The sequence below is a fragment of the Blastococcus sp. SYSU D00695 genome (genome assembly GCF_054050555.1).
The window spans coordinates 1-13073 of sequence record NZ_JBJGZP010000050.1 but is presented as its reverse complement, the minus strand read 5'-3'; the positions used below and the strand labels follow the sequence as shown (position 1 = coordinate 13073).

The window sequence follows — 13073 nt, the reverse complement described above, 5'->3', positions numbered from 1 at the left end:
CCCCCCCCCCCCCCCCCCCCCCCCCCCCCCCCCCCCCCCCCCCCCCCCCCCCCCCCCCCCCCCCCCCCCCCCCCCCCCCCCCCCCCCCCCCCCCCCCCCCCCCCCCCCCCCCCCCCCCCCCCCGCGGTCGACCCGGCGCCCTGTCGACCCATCGCCCTGTCGACCCATCGCCCTGTCGACCCGTCGCCGTGTCGACACGGACGGCGGATCGTCGCCGCTCACCGTCGGGGGGCCCGCACCTGCACCGGGTGCGGGCCCGCAGCGTGTCCGGGGTCGCACCGCCTCCGGTTCGCTGCCGGTGGCCCCGCCGGGGGAAGGTGGTGCCCATGCAGATCACCCCCGAGGCCCTCGAGCGGGAGTTCTCCCTGACCACCGCCGCCACCCGGCTGGACTTCCTGAGCCGGCGCGACAGCGGCGCCGCCACGCTCAACAGCGTCGCCGCCGAGGATCCCGACGACTGGAGCGCGATCCGCGACACCGAGACCAACCTCGACGTCCCGGAGTCCCTGGAGCTGCTGGCCCTGGGCGAGGTCATCGCCCGCAAGGCCCGCGACAGCCAGCTCATCGGCATCCGAGCCGCCCTGCGCGGCGGCGCCGGCTGGGAGCAGATCGCCGCCGCGCTGGACGTGGCGCCGGACGAGGCGTGGACGGTCTACCACCGGCTCATCGAGCGCCAGGAGCGCAGCCGGCTGCTCGACCCGCAGGACGCGGCCTCGGCCCGCGACCTCGCCGGCGCCCGCCCGCGGCGCTAGCGGACCTCGACGCCCTTCCAGAACGCCACCCGGCCGGTGATCTCCGCGGCGGCGGTCTTCGGCTGCGGGTAGAACCAGGCCGCGTCGGGGTTGGTCCTCCCGTCGACCTCGAGCGAGAAGTAGGACGCCTCGCCCTTCCACGGGCAGGTCGTGCGGGTGGCGGAGGGGCGGAGCACGTCGTCGCGGACGGCCTCCCGCGGGAAGTAGGCGTTGCCCTCGACGGTGACGATGTCGTCGGACTCGGCGATGACGGCGCCGTTCCAGGTCGCAGTGGTCATGGGCCCGATCGTCTCCCGGCCCCGCGCGGCCTGCCGGGGGGTGCCGGCGGTGCGTGCGATCGGCGCGCCGCGGACGCCCCCGGGCGGGCGGCCGGCCGTCTACATTGCCCCGCCGTGGCGATGCGGCGCAGGGCCTGGATCTGGCTGGCGGCGGCGGTGGCGGTGGTCGCCCTGGCGGCCTTCGTGCTCGTGTGGTTCCAGCCGCAGAAGTTGCTGTACGACGACGAGGTGTCCGAGGCGCTGCCCTCGGCCGCGGCCCCGGGCGGCGACGAGCAGGCGTCGGGCGGCGGCGACGGGAGCACCGCGACGCCGTCCGCGCCGCCGGTGCCGGCCGGGCCCGTCGACCTGGCCACCGGCACGTTCGTGTCCCGCGAGCACGAGACGGTCGGCACCGCCCGGCTGGTGCGGCTGCCCGACGGGCAGGTGATCGTGCGCCTCGAGGGGTTCGAGACCTCCAACGGCCCGGCGCTGTACGTGTACCTGTCGGCCAACCCGGCGGACGGCACCGAGGCCGCCTTCGACGACGTCGCCGTCGACCTGGGCGCGCTCAAGGGCAACGTCGGCGACCAGAACTACGTCGTGCCGGCGGGGGTCGACGCCGGCGCCTACACCAGCGTCGTGATCTGGTGCGACCGGTTCGACGCGGCGTTCGGGGCGGCCGACCTGGTGCCGGTCACCGCCTGAGGCCCACGTCCGGCCGCGACGCTCGGCGGCATCGGTGATGTGCGGTGGTGGCGGGTTCCGGCGCTGAGACCCGCCACCACCGCACATCGCTGCCGGACTCAGTCGGCGCTGTTGTCGGCGAGGGTGCCGAGCAGGCGGCGGAGTGCCCGCCGGTCGTCGTCCTCCAGGCCCGCCGTCAGCCGGCCCTCGAAGGCCGCCGCGGCCCGGCGCAGCCGCACGAACAGCTCCTCCCCGGCCGGGGTGAGCAGCACGCGCTGCACGCGCCGGTTGTCCGGGTCGCGCCAGCGGGTCACCAGCCCGGACCGTTCCAGGCCGTCGAGGTGGTGGGTGAGCGTCGGCTGCCGGACGCCGACGGTGGCCGCGAGCTCGGCCTGGGTACGCGCCTCCGACGTCCGGACGGCGCGCAGCACCTGCCAGGTGGACGCGCTGCCGCCGGCGGCGGTGAGCGCCTCGTCGAGGCCGCGGGCCAGGACGCGGGCGGTGCGCAGGACCAGGTCGCCGACCCCGGGCTCGCTCACCCGGCGGACGTTAGACGTCTCAGGCTTCGATGTCTAACGGTGGGAGGCGGTCGGTGAGGACGGCGGCGAGGGCCACCAGCTCGGGGGCCTCGGCGGGCCGTCCGGCGGCGGCGCGCAACGCGGCGACCAGCGGCGGGGCGACCGCGGGGGACAGCACGGCGATCCAGGCGGCGGACGCCGCGCGTGCCTCGGCGACGTGCTCGGTGCTGCCGTCGGCCCGGGTGGCCACGATCTCCGGGCGGCTGGCCAGCAGCCCGGCCGGCCGCCAGTCCCCGGCCGTCGTGCGGGCCGCCAGGGCCTCCAGCCGGTCGGCGGCGGCCCGGAGCAGGGCGGCGGGGTCCCCGGTGGGCCGGGAGTCGGGTGCGTCCACGTGCGGATCCTGCCCGGCGCCGGGGAGGCGGGGCGGGACCCGCGGTGTGTCCCCGGGAGCCGCGCCGACCGCTCAGGCCGCCTCGCGGCGCATCGGGACGTGCGGGATCCCGTCCTCGTCGTAGCCCGGCCCGCTGCGCCGGAAGCCGAAGCGCTCGTACCAGCCCTCCAGGTGGGCCTGCGCGCCGAGCGTGATCGGGTACCCCGCGCACAGGGCGACGCCCTCCTCGATCAGCCGCGCGGCCAGGCCCGCGCCGCGGTGCGCGGGGGCGGTCGCGACCCGGCCGATGGCGCGGGTGGTGCCGTCGTCGAGCACCCGGATGGTGGCGGCGACCGCGCCGTCGACGTCCGCCCACAGGTGCAGCGTCGTGGGCTCCACGTCCCGGCCGTCGAGCTCGGGGTAGGCGCACTGCTGCTCCACGACGAAGACGTCGACCCGCAGCCGGCACAGCGCGTACACCTCGAACGGCGTGAGGTCGGCGAAGCGGGCGGTGCGCAGCAGCGGCGGGGTCACGCCTCCGTTGTAGCCGCCGCCCGCGACGGCCGGGTCACCGGGAGACCGCTCCGCGCCCGGCCGTCGCCCTCAGCTCGGCGGGCGAGCCCTCGGCGACCACCCGGCCGCGGACCAGCACCGAGACGCGGTCGGCCAGCCGGTGGGCCTCCTCGACCGACCGGGTGGCCAGCAGCACCGTCGTCCCGGAGCGGGCCAGCGCCCGCACCACCTCCCAGACCTGGCGGCGGCTCACCGGGTCCAGCCCGCGCGTCGGCTCGTCGAGGAGCACCAGCTCGGGGCGGACGACGATGCTCGCGGCGATGTCCAGGCGCCGGCGGAGGCCGCCCGGGTAGGCGCGCACCGGCCGGCCGGCGGCGGAGAGGAGCCCGAACGCGGCGAGCAGCTGGTCGGTGCGCTGCCGGGCCGCCGGCCGGGAGTAGCCGAGCAGCCGGGCCAGCAGGAGCAGGTTCTCCGCGCCGGTCGCGGCCTCGTCGAGGGACGCGCACCGCCCGGTGAGCGCGACCCGGGTGCGCACCCGCTCGGCCTCGGTGGTCACGTCGTGGCCCAGGACGCGGACCGTGCCACCGTCGGGCCGCAGCAGCGTGGCCAGCACGTGCAGGGTCGTCGTCCGTCCCGCGCCGTCGGCGCCCAGCAGCGCGTGCACGCTGCCGGGCGGGACGCGCAGGCTCACGCCGTCCACCGCGCGGGTGCCGCCGCGCAGCTTCACCAGGCCCTCGGTCTCGACGGCCGGCGCGCCGGCGGCACCCCCGCAGCCCTGCCCTGCCTCCCCGGCGTGGGCCGCCACCCGCCCACCTCCTCGGCCGGTCCGCCGGCGGGCGCCGGGCGGGTACGACAGACAGACGCCGCCGGCGCCCGGAACTCACCGCCGCCGCTCTCGGCCGGGACGATGCGGGGATTGCGGGCGTTCCTCGTGCTCTGGCGGTGCTGCAGGACCCGTAGTGCGCGGGAGACACCCGCAGAGGCCGGCGACGGGGCCCGGTCGCCGACGTGCGGTCAGCCGGCGCGGGACCCCCGGACCCGCTGCACCGCCGGGCTGCCGATCCACAGCCAGCCCAGCAGCACGGCGACCAGCGCGGCGGCCACCACCGCCTGGGTGAGGCTGAACAGCACGTCGGTCACCAGCAGCACCGCGGACACGATCGCGGCGGCCAGCACGGTCAGCCCGAGGAACGCGTTGCGGTTGCTGCGGCGCAGCAGCGCCTCCTTGTCGTGCTGGCGGAACAGCGCCCGGTGCTGGGCGGCCGGCGCGATGAGCAGCGCCGTCGCCACCACGGCCGCGACCAGCGTGACGAAGTAGACGTCCCGCTGGAAGTCCGTCATCCGCGACCCACCCTGCTGGAAGGGGACGACGAGGAGGAAGGCGAACAGGAACTGCACACCCGGCAGGGCGACCCGCAGCTCGTTGAGCAGCTCCATCAGCTCCCGGTCGACGCGTTCGGCCCGGGTCTCGTCATGGCCCTCGTCGTGGCCCGCGTCATGGCCCGCGTCATGGCCCTCGTCGTGGCGGTCCTGTGCCGGCTGCTTCGTGGCCATGGCGCGCTCCTCGTCTCCCGCCGGGACCGGGGTCCGGGATATGCCCGGCGGACACCGGGAGTTCACCCGCGCGCCCCGATCGGGTGGCCGCCGCCGCGGTCGGCGGCCCGACGCTCGCCGGGCGTCGGTCCGCGCTCTCGTACCGTGGACGCCGTGGAGACGACGACCCTCACCCCCCGCACGGCCCTCGAGCTCGACGCCATGCGGGACGCCGGGCGGGTGGTCGCCGAGACGCTCGCCGCGGTGCGGGCCGCCGCCGTCCCGGGCGTGAAGCTGCGCGACCTCGACGACCTGGCGCAGACCTGCATCCGCGAGGCGGGCGCGACGTCGTCCTTCCTCGGCTACAAGCCGGCCTGGGCGCCCACGGCCTACAACGGCGCGCTGTGCCTGTCGCCCAACGAGGTCGTGGTGCACGGCCGGCCCAGCGGGCGGCGGCTGCACGCGGGCGACGTGCTGAGCATCGACTGCGGCGCGATCGTCGACGGCTGGAACGGCGACGCGGCGATCACCGTGCTCGTCGGCGAGGACCCCGCGGCGGAGGACGCGCGGCTGGTGCAGGCCACCGAGGAGGCGCTGGCCGCCGGCATCGCCGCGGCGGTGCCGGGCGCGACGCTGCTCGACGTGGCGACGGCGATCGACGGCGTCGCCCGCCGGTACGGCTTCGCGCACCTGCCCGACCACGGCGGCCACGGCATCGGGCGGGCGATGCACGAGCCGCCGTTCGTGCCCAACAAGCCCGTGGCCGGCCTGGACCGGGTCCGGCTGCAGGCAGGGAGCACGCTGGCGATCGAGCCCATGCTGCTGGCCGGCGGGGAGCGCTACAAGCACAAGCGGGACGGCTGGGCGGTCGTCACGGCCGACGGCCGGCGGGCCGCGCACGTCGAGCACACCGTCGCGGTGACCGACGACGGGCCGGTCGTCCTCACCACCGTCTGACGTCGGTGCGGCGGCGCCGGCGTCCGGCGCCGCCGCACCCGCGGTCAGCCGAGGCCGAGCGCGGACGTGGCCCGGTCGACGAGCTGGAAGTGCCCGACCGCCCAGAAGGCGACGGCGGCCAGCGCGAGCCCGCCGACCGTGACGACGGCGGAGCTGACCGGGTGCTGACGGGCGTGCTCCCAGGTCTCGGTGGCCTTGCGCCGGAAGACCGCGAAGAAGCGCCGGGCCCAGTCGAACTCGGTCGACCAGATCCACAGCCCCAGCAGGACCGGCGGGATGGTGAGCGGCCCGGGCAGCGCGGTGAGCGCCACCCCGAGGAGCACGAGCAGCAACCCGGCGACGAAGACGCCGATCCGCCACGCGAGGTACACCGGCCTGTTGTGCCGGACCCGGTCGCGGAACGAGCCGGGTTCGACGGGCTTGGGCTTGCCGAGCCCGTCGGTGCAGTCCGGGCAGACCGTCGCGCCGGGGGACCGGCCGGAGGCGGAGGGGTGCGAGTCGCCGGGCGGACTGCCGTCGACGGTGTTGCCCTCGAACGTGACACCGCGGCCGTGGGTGCTGCGGGGCGTGGACGCCCTCCCCGCGGTCGGCGTGCTCACCGGTTCTGCACGGTGCCGCGCAGGACCTCGCCCGGCCGCTGCTGCTCCCCGGCGTAGGAGCTGAGGGCGACGAGGAGCCCCGTGAGCGCGGGGACGACCCACTGCAGCCGGTCCAGCTGCTCCTGCGCGGCCGCGACGTCGGCCCGGGTGCGCCGGCTGGGCTTGGTGCCCGACCTCGCGGGCACCGCGCCGCCGCGGTCGACGATCCGGCCCAGGCCGCGGCTGTAGGCGGTGACGCCGAGCGCGGCGGCGGTGAGCGCGGTCTTGAGCACCGACATGCCCGCCACGCCCTTCTGCTGCGCGACGCGGCCGCTGTTGCCGGCCAGCTGGCCGACGCTGCCGACGAGGTGGGCGCCGATCGCGGCGGCGTTGACCGGGGTCCAGCGGTTCCAGCCGGCGTTCGCGACGGCGCCGGTGCTGCCGCCGGAGGCCTCGCCGGCCGCCGGGTTGAGGGCGACCGCGTTCGCCAGCGTGCCGCCGAACCAGGCCGCGAGGCCGAGGTCGTGCAGGGACCGGGACAGGGTGTTGCGGGCCATGGGGACTCCTGAGCTGGGGAGCCCCGCGTCTACCCGCCGCCCGTCCGGCCCATGCCCGTTGTGCGCGACCGACCGGTGTCAGCTGCCGTAGCGGACCGCGGCCCGGGCGCGCGCCTTGGCCGCCTCGACCTCCCGGTCCTTCGGCGGCGCCGTGGTGACCAGGGAATCCAGCAGGCGGGCGGAGGCGGCGGCCACCTCGGCCACGGCCCGGTCGAAGGCCTCGGTGTTCACCCGGGCCGGCTTCGTCGTCCCGCTGATCTTGCGCACGTACTGCAGCGCCGCCGCCGAGATCTCCTCGTCGGTCGCCGGGGGCGCGAAGTTCGACAGCGGGCGGATGTTGCGGCACATGCCGGCGACTGTAGGAGCGGGCCTCGCCGTTGGGGAGCCCCTCAGCGGGCCCGCGCGCTGCGCATCGCCCGGACCACGGTCACCGGCGCGCCGCCGCCGGGCACACGGCCGGCGGCGAGCTCCGCGTACTCCGGCGTCTCCCGGCCCACCAGCGCCAGCCGGCCCTGCCCGTCGGCGTGCAGGCCCCAGCCGTAGCGCTTGCCCAGCGGGGAGGCCCGCAGGCAGGCCTGGCTGCGGGCGAAGAACGCCTCCCGGGCGGCGGGCCGCTCCTCCTCCGGGATGCCGGCGCGGTCGGCGTGCACCGTGAACAGGACGTCGGCCGAGGTGAGCTCGTAGGGCCGGCCGTCGAGCAGGGCGTGGCTCAGCGCGGCCACCGACGGGCGCGCCGTCCCCGGCGGGACGGTGCCGGCCTCGGCCGGGCAGTCCTCGGCCACGGCGATGAACGTGTCGACGTAGTCCACCTTCTCCACGACCGGCAGGGTAGGGCCGGGATCCGACAGGACGGGGGAGCGCGGTGACGGTGCTGCTGGTCGACGTCGCCAACGTGCTCGGCTCCCGCCCCGACGGCTGGTGGCGGGACCGGGCGGGCGCGACTACGCGGCTGCTGGCCCGGCTGGCGGCCCTGCCCGGCCGCGAGCTGCCCGGGCCGGACGGCGAGCCGTTCACCTGCACCGGCCTGGTCGCGGTCGTGGAGGGCGCGGCGCGCGGGGTCGAGGCGCCGCCGGGGGTGCGGCTGGTCCGCGCCGCCGGCAGCGGGGACGACGCCCTGGCCGCCGAGGCCGCGGGCTCGGCCGGACCGCTGCTGGTGGTGACCGCCGACCGGGGGCTGCGCGCCCGGCTGCCGGCGGGGACGGCGGTGGCCGGCCCGCGGTGGCTGCTGGACCGGTTGCCGCGTGGGGACGGCGCGGCCGGGTAGGGCAGGAGCCATGACCGGCCCCGCGGAGCAGTCCGCGCCCCTGTCCGTCCTCGTCACCGGCGCGTCCAGCGGCATCGGCCGGGCCAGCGTCCTGCGCCTGGCCCGCCGCGGCAGCGCCCTGCTGCTGCTCGCCCGCGGCCGGGAGGCGCTGGAGGACACCGCCCGCGAGGCGCGGGAGGCCGGTGCCGCGCAGGTGCTGGTGTGCCCGGCCGACGTCGCCGACGCCGACGCCGTGACCGCCGCCGTCGACACCGCGGTCGCCCGGTTCGGCCGGCTCGACGTCGTCGTCCACGCCGCGCAGGTCATGGCGTACGGGCGGGTCGAGGACGTGCCGCGGCGCGTCTACGAGGCCGTCGTCGACACCGCCCTGCACGGCACCGCCAACCTCGCCCGCACGGTGCTGCCGGTGTTCCGGCGGCAGGGCAGCGGTCACCTCGTCGTCGTCAGCTCGCTGCTGGCCGAGGTGAGCGCGCCGCTGATGGGCAGCTACGTGGCGGCCAAGTGGGGGCAGCTGGGGCTGGTCCGGACGCTGCAGCAGGAGGTCCGCGACGCGCCCGGCATCTCGGTCTCGGCGGTCGCGCCCGGCGGGGTGAACACCCCGATCTACTACCAGGGGGCCACGTACGCCGGCCGCGCCGGCCGCCCGCCGATCCCCGTCTACTCGGCCGACCGGGTGGCGCGGGCCGTGCTCGCCCGGCTCGAGCGGCCGCGCCGGCTGGTGCACTCCGGCGTCGCCAACCCGGTCGTGGTGGCCGGTTTCCGGCTGCTCCCCGCCGTCTACGACGCCCTGGTCGGCCCGCTGCTGAGGGTCTTCGCGCTCGCCTCCGACGACCGGCGCGAGCCGACCGAGGGCAATGTGTTCCGGTCGCGCCCCGAGGCGAACGCCACGGACGGGCGCTGGCGCGGGATCTGACTCACCAGCGGCGCGGGCCGCCCTCGGGCAGGCCCGCCTCGAACGACCCGACGACGCCGGCCGCCACCTCGCGCAGCTTCACGTTGCGCCGCTGCGAGGCGAGGGTGAGCAGCCGGAAGGCCTCCTCGGCGCTGCACCGCTCCTGGGCCATCACCAGGCCCACGGCCTGGCCGATCGTCGTGCGCGTGTCCATGCCGCCCAGCAGCTGCTCGGCGCGGTCGGCGCCGTCGGCGATGCGCAGCGCGACGGCGAGCGCGCCGGTGGCCTGGGCCGCCCACCGGGTGGCGGTCGCCTCGTCGGCGTCGGTGAACGCGTCCGGCGAGGTGGCGTAGAGGTTCAGGGCCCCGCGGCTGCGGTCGGCGACGACCAGCGGCAGCGACAGCGACGACCGGACGCCGACCTGGGTGGCCAGCCCGGGGTAGGGGCCCCAGCGGTCCTCGGAGGCCATGTCGGTGACGCGCACGACGACGCCCTCGCGCATCGCCTGCAGGCAGGGACCGTCGTCGACCTGGTACTGACGCTCGTCGGCGCGCTCGGCCAGCTCGTCGGTGCAGGCGACCGTCACCCCGCCCGAGTTGCGCGCGAGGGTCAGCCCGCACGCCTGCGCGCTGGGCGTCTGCCGGGCGGCGAGCCGGACGAGGTCGGCGAGGAACGCGTTGAGGTCGCCGCCGGCGGCGAGGATGGCGAGGAGGTCGGCGTCTCCGGGAGCAGGCGTGCTCCCGAGGGTGTCCACCACGGTCGTGCTGCTCCTGAGCGGGACGGGGCCTGAGGCGGCCCACCCTTGGACCTCGTGCAGTTTACGACGTACGCCGACGGGCCGGTCGCGCGGTGCGACCTGCGTGTTCCCGGCGTCGGCCCGCCCGCCGCGGACGACGGCCGGCGCCGGGCCGGGCTCAGCCGATCAGCTCGTCGACGGCGTACTGGTCGGTGCTGGCCTCGCCGAACTCCACGACCCGGCCGTCCCGCAGCCGGGAGAACTGGACGCTGACGACCTCGATGGACCGCTGTCCCCGGTGCGCCGTCGTGGTCGACACCACCACGCCGTCGGTGTCGTCGGCCAGGATCGTCCGCGGCTCCACCCGGAAGCTGCCCTCGGTCAGCTCGAACAGCCGGGCGAACATGTCGTAGACCGCGCGGCGGCCCTCGTAGGTGCCGGCCAGCTGGCTGCGGCCGGGCACGGTCCACCGGATGTCCTCGGCGAACAGGTCGTCGAGGAACGCGAAGTCGCCCTTGCCGAAGGCCTCGTAACCCTCCCGCAGACGCGCGACGTTGGGGTGCTCGGACATGCGGTCCTCCTCGGGTCGTCCCCCGTGGCGCGGCACAGGGTCGACCCCGCCGCCGGGCCCCGGAAGCGCCCCCGGACCCCGTGCGGAGTGGCGGTGGCCGAGCGTCGGCGGCCGCGCCCGCGCCGTCAGCGGCGGCGCAGCGGGAGGCGGTCGAGCAGGTCCCGCAGCGGGACCCGGCCCAGCAGGCGGCGCAGCGGCGACGACGACGTCGGCTCCGGCGCGGGAGCCGGCGGGTCGTCCGGGACCGCGGCGAGCGCGGCGTGCCGCTCGTGCAGCCGGGCGCGGACGTCGTCGGCGGAGTACGCGCGCCGCTGCCGCTCGTCGCGCACCAGGACGGCGCCGGTCGCGGCGACCCCGGCCAGGCCCGCGAGCCCGAGCAGCTTGAGAACCGGCTTCCTGACCTGCGTGCGGGGGGCCACGGTCGCCTAACGTAGCCGCGTGCCCCCGCCCCGTGCGCTCCCGCTGAGCGAGGCCGTCGAGCTGACCCGCACCGGCGACGTCTGGGTGTTCCGCGGTGCCTCGCTGGCCGACCGGGCGATCCGCGCGGTCACCAACGCCCCCGTCAACCACGTGGGGATGGCGGTCGTGCTGGAGGACCTGCCGCCGCTGCTGTGGCACGCCGAGCTGGGCCGCTCACTGCCCGACGTCTGGACCGGGCAGCACCAGCGCGGCGTCCAGCTGCACGACCTGGCCGACGCCGTCACCACCTGGCGGCAGCGCTACGGGCAGTCGGCCTGGCTGCGGCAGCTCGTCGGCCCCGCCGACGACGGCGGGGTGACCGCGGAGATGGAGGACGCCGTGCTGCGCACCGTCGCCCGCTTCGACGGCCGGCCGTTCCCGACCACGCGCGGGCTGGTCGCCGGCTGGGTCAACGGCCGGCTGCGCCGCGGCACCGCGGCCGAGACGGTCTTCTGCGCCGAGCTGGTGGCCACCACCTACGCGGCGATGGGGCTGCTCCCCGCCGACCGGCCGCGCAACTGGTACGACCCGGGCAGCTTCTGGTCCGGCGACCACCTCCCGCTGCTGCAGGGCGCGACCCTGGGCCCGGAGGTGCCGGTCGACGTCCCGGCCGCCTGACGGTCCCGCCCTGCTCCTCGGCGCTGCCGCGGCGTCAGCCGACCGGCGCCGGGGCGGTGTGCCGCAGCTCGAGGACCCGGTCGCCGGGGCCGGCCAGCGTGTCGTCGTGGGTGACGCAGACCACGACCCGCCCGCCCAGCGCCCCGCGCAGGTCCCGCACCAGGGCCGCGGCCGTCGGCGGGTCCAGGTGCGCGGTCGGCTCGTCCAGCAGGACGACGTCGCGGTCGGCCAGCAGCGCCCGCGCCACGGCCAGGCGACGCCGCTCGCCGCCCGACAGCGCCGTCCCGCCCGCCCCGACGGCGGTGTCCAGGCCCGCCGGGAGGGTGGCCAGCAGCCCGCCGAGGCCGGCGGCGGTCAGCGCGGCGCGCATCCGGGCCTCGCCGGCGTCCCCGCTCAGCTCCCCGCGGGGCGCGGCCAGCGCCAGGTTGGCCCGGATCGTGGAGGAGAACACGTGGGCGTCCTGCGGCAGCCACGCCAGCCGCGCGCGCACGTCGTCGCCGGCCAGTTCCGCGGTGTCCGCGCCGCCGAGCTCGTACCGGCCCGCCCGGGGGCGCAACGCGGCCATGAGCACCGCGAGCAGCGTCGACTTGCCCGACCCGGAGGGCCCGCGCACGACCAGCCAGCCGCCGTCGGCGCCGGCCGCGGCGTCCACCCCGGCGAGGACGTCCGGGCCGCCGGGCCAGCCGGCCCGCAGCGCCGCCACGGACAGGTCGCGGACGGGAGCGGGGGCGGGACGGGGACCGGCCGGGTCGGCGGCCACCGGCGCGGTGAGGACGGCGTCCAGGCGCTGGTGGGCGTCGGCGAGGGCACCGCGTCGCTGCAGCGACGACACCAGTCCGGCCAGCGGCTCGGCCAGGGCCAGCGGCGCCAGCGCGAGGACGGCGACCGTCGGGCCGGCCAGCCCCTCCGCCGCGGCGACGGCGGCCGCGGCGATCGCGGCGCCGCCGGTGCCCAGCGCCACGAGGGCCGTGCCCAGGGCGGCGGCCCGGCTCGCGGTGGTCGCGGCGTCCCCGCGGTCCCGGCCGGCCGCGGCCAGGTCGGCGGCGGTGCGCGCGGCCAGCCCGTGGGCGCGCAGGTCCGGGGCGCCGGTGAGCACCGTCGTCGTCTCCCGCAGCGCGATCACCCGGAGCTCGCCCTCCACCCGGGCCGCGCCGAGGTCCAGGCGGCGGTGCGCCCCGACGACGGCCAGCGCGGTCGCGGCGAGGACGGCGCCCGCGGCGGCCGCGGCGGCGGGGGAGAACAGGGCGAGGGCGGCGACGGTGCCGGCCGTGACGGTGCCCGCGACCAGTGCCGGCGGCAGCACCCGCACGGACAGGTCCTGCACCAGCCCGACGTCGCCGACCACGCGGGCCAGCGCGCTGCCCGGCGTCCGGTCCGCGGCGATGCCCTGCCTCGCCAACGCCCGCCACACCCGGACCCGCAGCGACGCCGCCTGTCGCAGCGCCGCGTCGTGGGCGGCCATCCGCTCCAGCCAGCGCAGCAGGGCCCGGCCGATGCCGAAGAAGCGGACGCCGACGATGGCCACCAGCAGCGTGAGGATCTGCGGCATCCCCGCGGCGCGGACGATGAGGTAGCCCGAGACCGCGGTCAGCGCGACGCCCGCACCTGCCGACGCCGTTCCCGCCAGCACCGCCCGCAGCAGCGCCGCCCGCGGCCAGCCCCGCCCGGTCGCGCCGTCCCCCCGCGCGCCGGGACCCCTAACGCCGTCCCCCCGCGCGCCAAGACCCCTGACGCCGTCCCCCCGCGCGCCGAGATCGGCGATCTCGGCGGCATCAGCCGCTGATACCGCCGAGATCGCCGATCTCGGCGGAGTA

At 77.9% G+C, this 13073-nt stretch carries 20 protein-coding genes; 6 read left to right on the top strand and 14 right to left on the bottom strand.

From position 1 onward, the window contains the following. Window positions 1-326: 326 nt before the first annotated feature. Window positions 327-752: a hypothetical protein gene (locus tag ACI781_RS18895; RefSeq protein WP_456567675.1), complete on the top strand. Its 426-nt coding sequence runs from the start codon at window positions 327-329 to the stop codon at window positions 750-752. Here the strand turns inward: ACI781_RS18895 and ACI781_RS18890 are convergent. Beyond that, window positions 749-1030 carry a DUF427 domain-containing protein gene (locus tag ACI781_RS18890; protein ID WP_456567674.1) on the bottom strand — a complete coding sequence of 94 codons (282 nt, stop codon included), beginning with the start codon at window positions 1028-1030 and terminating at the stop codon, window positions 749-751. The two genes, ACI781_RS18895 and ACI781_RS18890, sit on opposite strands and share 4 nt — an antisense overlap. A 120-nt stretch (window positions 1031-1150) precedes the next feature. Here ACI781_RS18890 and ACI781_RS18885 point away from each other — a divergent pair, with 120 nt between their 5' ends. Beyond that, a complete protein-coding gene (locus tag ACI781_RS18885; protein WP_456567676.1) occupies window positions 1151-1714 on the top strand; it encodes a DM13 domain-containing protein in 564 nt (187 codons plus the stop codon). A gap of 98 nt (window positions 1715-1812) precedes the next feature. Here the strand turns inward: ACI781_RS18885 and ACI781_RS18880 are convergent, their stop codons facing one another. From ACI781_RS18880 to ACI781_RS18860, 5 genes are all read right to left on the bottom strand, one after another. After that, window positions 1813-2232, bottom strand: coding sequence for a MarR family winged helix-turn-helix transcriptional regulator (locus ACI781_RS18880; RefSeq protein WP_456567673.1), 420 nt, complete (start codon window positions 2230-2232; stop codon window positions 1813-1815). Window positions 2233-2251: 19 nt separating this feature from the next. Continuing rightward, window positions 2252-2602 carry a hypothetical protein gene (locus ACI781_RS18875; RefSeq protein WP_456567672.1) on the bottom strand — a complete coding sequence of 117 codons (351 nt, stop codon included), beginning with the start codon at window positions 2600-2602 and terminating at the stop codon, window positions 2252-2254. A 72-nt stretch (window positions 2603-2674) separates the two neighbouring features. Further along, entirely contained in the window at window positions 2675-3115 is a 441-nt protein-coding gene (locus ACI781_RS18870; RefSeq protein ID WP_456567671.1) for a GNAT family N-acetyltransferase, read from the bottom strand. Window positions 3116-3149: 34 nt separating this feature from the next. After that, window positions 3150-3899 carry an ATP-binding cassette domain-containing protein gene (locus ACI781_RS18865; protein WP_456567670.1) on the bottom strand — a complete coding sequence of 250 codons (750 nt, stop codon included), beginning with the start codon at window positions 3897-3899 and terminating at the stop codon, window positions 3150-3152. A gap of 209 nt (window positions 3900-4108) precedes the next feature. Further along, window positions 4109-4648, bottom strand: a complete 540-nt coding sequence (locus ACI781_RS18860) for a DUF6328 family protein (RefSeq protein ID WP_456567669.1) — start codon at window positions 4646-4648, stop codon at window positions 4109-4111. A gap of 153 nt (window positions 4649-4801) precedes the next feature. Between ACI781_RS18860 and map the strand changes: the two genes are divergently transcribed. After that, on the top strand, window positions 4802-5584 hold the full coding sequence (map, locus tag ACI781_RS18855) for a type I methionyl aminopeptidase (RefSeq protein ID WP_456567668.1): 783 nt from the start codon (window positions 4802-4804) through the stop codon (window positions 5582-5584). Window positions 5585-5628: 44 nt separating this feature from the next. Here map and ACI781_RS18850 read toward each other — a convergent pair whose 3' ends face one another. The 4 genes from ACI781_RS18850 to ACI781_RS18835 all read right to left on the bottom strand — a co-directional run bounded on the left by ACI781_RS18850 (window position 5629) and on the right by ACI781_RS18835 (window position 7537). Then, window positions 5629-6183 carry a PGPGW domain-containing protein gene (locus ACI781_RS18850; protein WP_456567667.1) on the bottom strand — a complete coding sequence of 185 codons (555 nt, stop codon included), beginning with the start codon at window positions 6181-6183 and terminating at the stop codon, window positions 5629-5631. Continuing rightward, window positions 6180-6719: a hypothetical protein gene (locus tag ACI781_RS18845; protein WP_456567666.1), complete on the bottom strand. Its 540-nt coding sequence runs from the start codon at window positions 6717-6719 to the stop codon at window positions 6180-6182. The genes ACI781_RS18850 and ACI781_RS18845 overlap by 4 nt, the downstream gene beginning before the upstream one ends. 78 nt (window positions 6720-6797) lie before the next feature. Then, window positions 6798-7067, bottom strand: coding sequence for a DUF2277 domain-containing protein (locus tag ACI781_RS18840; RefSeq protein ID WP_456567665.1), 270 nt, complete (start codon window positions 7065-7067; stop codon window positions 6798-6800). 41 nt (window positions 7068-7108) lie between these two features. Beyond that, a complete protein-coding gene (locus tag ACI781_RS18835) occupies window positions 7109-7537 on the bottom strand; it encodes a DUF6157 family protein (RefSeq protein ID WP_456567664.1) in 429 nt (142 codons plus the stop codon). Between the two features lie 44 nt (window positions 7538-7581). On the opposite strand from ACI781_RS18835, the gene ACI781_RS18830 reads away from it, so the two are divergent. Continuing rightward, window positions 7582-7983 (top strand): hypothetical protein, encoded by a 402-nt coding sequence (locus tag ACI781_RS18830; RefSeq protein ID WP_456567663.1) that lies wholly within the window; start codon window positions 7582-7584, stop codon window positions 7981-7983. Window positions 7984-7993: 10 nt separating this feature from the next. Beyond that, complete coding sequence (locus tag ACI781_RS18825; protein WP_456567662.1) at window positions 7994-8896, top strand: SDR family NAD(P)-dependent oxidoreductase; 903 nt, start codon at window positions 7994-7996, stop codon at window positions 8894-8896. 1 nt (window position 8897) lies between these two features. On the opposite strand, the gene ACI781_RS18820 is transcribed toward ACI781_RS18825, so the two are convergent. The 3 genes from ACI781_RS18820 to ACI781_RS18810 all read right to left on the bottom strand — a co-directional run bounded on the left by ACI781_RS18820 (window position 8898) and on the right by ACI781_RS18810 (window position 10601). Then, the gene (locus ACI781_RS18820; RefSeq protein ID WP_456567661.1) at window positions 8898-9632 is read right to left on the bottom strand and encodes a GAF and ANTAR domain-containing protein; all 735 of its coding nucleotides are present in this window, start codon (window positions 9630-9632) and stop codon (window positions 8898-8900) included. Between the two features lie 157 nt (window positions 9633-9789). After that, the gene (locus tag ACI781_RS18815) at window positions 9790-10182 is read right to left on the bottom strand and encodes a nuclear transport factor 2 family protein (RefSeq protein WP_456567660.1); all 393 of its coding nucleotides are present in this window, start codon (window positions 10180-10182) and stop codon (window positions 9790-9792) included. A gap of 125 nt (window positions 10183-10307) precedes the next feature. Then, window positions 10308-10601 (bottom strand): hypothetical protein, encoded by a 294-nt coding sequence (locus ACI781_RS18810; protein WP_456567659.1) that lies wholly within the window; start codon window positions 10599-10601, stop codon window positions 10308-10310. Between the two features lie 19 nt (window positions 10602-10620). On the opposite strand from ACI781_RS18810, the gene ACI781_RS18805 reads away from it, so the two are divergent. Further along, the gene (locus ACI781_RS18805; RefSeq protein ID WP_456567658.1) at window positions 10621-11259 is read left to right on the top strand and encodes a hypothetical protein; all 639 of its coding nucleotides are present in this window, start codon (window positions 10621-10623) and stop codon (window positions 11257-11259) included. A 34-nt stretch (window positions 11260-11293) separates the two neighbouring features. On the opposite strand, the gene cydC is transcribed toward ACI781_RS18805, so the two are convergent. After that, window positions 11294-13073: thiol reductant ABC exporter subunit CydC (gene cydC / locus ACI781_RS18800; RefSeq protein ID WP_456567657.1), on the bottom strand; the 1780-nt coding region annotated here is incomplete at its 5' end.

Coding starts and splice junctions, on each gene's coding strand:
- ACI781_RS18895 (WP_456567675.1), top strand. CDS start 327: ATGCAGATCACCCCCGAGGCCCTCGAGCGGGAGTTCTCCCTGACCACC.
- ACI781_RS18890 (WP_456567674.1), bottom strand. CDS start 1,030: ATGACCACTGCGACCTGGAACGGCGCCGTCATCGCCGAGTCCGACGAC.
- ACI781_RS18885 (WP_456567676.1), top strand. CDS start 1,151: ATGCGGCGCAGGGCCTGGATCTGGCTGGCGGCGGCGGTGGCGGTGGTC.
- ACI781_RS18860 (WP_456567669.1), bottom strand. CDS start 4,648: ATGGCCACGAAGCAGCCGGCACAGGACCGCCACGACGAGGGCCATGAC.
- ACI781_RS18845 (WP_456567666.1), bottom strand. CDS start 6,719: ATGGCCCGCAACACCCTGTCCCGGTCCCTGCACGACCTCGGCCTCGCG.
- ACI781_RS18840 (WP_456567665.1), bottom strand. CDS start 7,067: ATGTGCCGCAACATCCGCCCGCTGTCGAACTTCGCGCCCCCGGCGACC.
- ACI781_RS18825 (WP_456567662.1), top strand. CDS start 7,994: ATGACCGGCCCCGCGGAGCAGTCCGCGCCCCTGTCCGTCCTCGTCACC.
- ACI781_RS18815 (WP_456567660.1), bottom strand. CDS start 10,182: ATGTCCGAGCACCCCAACGTCGCGCGTCTGCGGGAGGGTTACGAGGCC.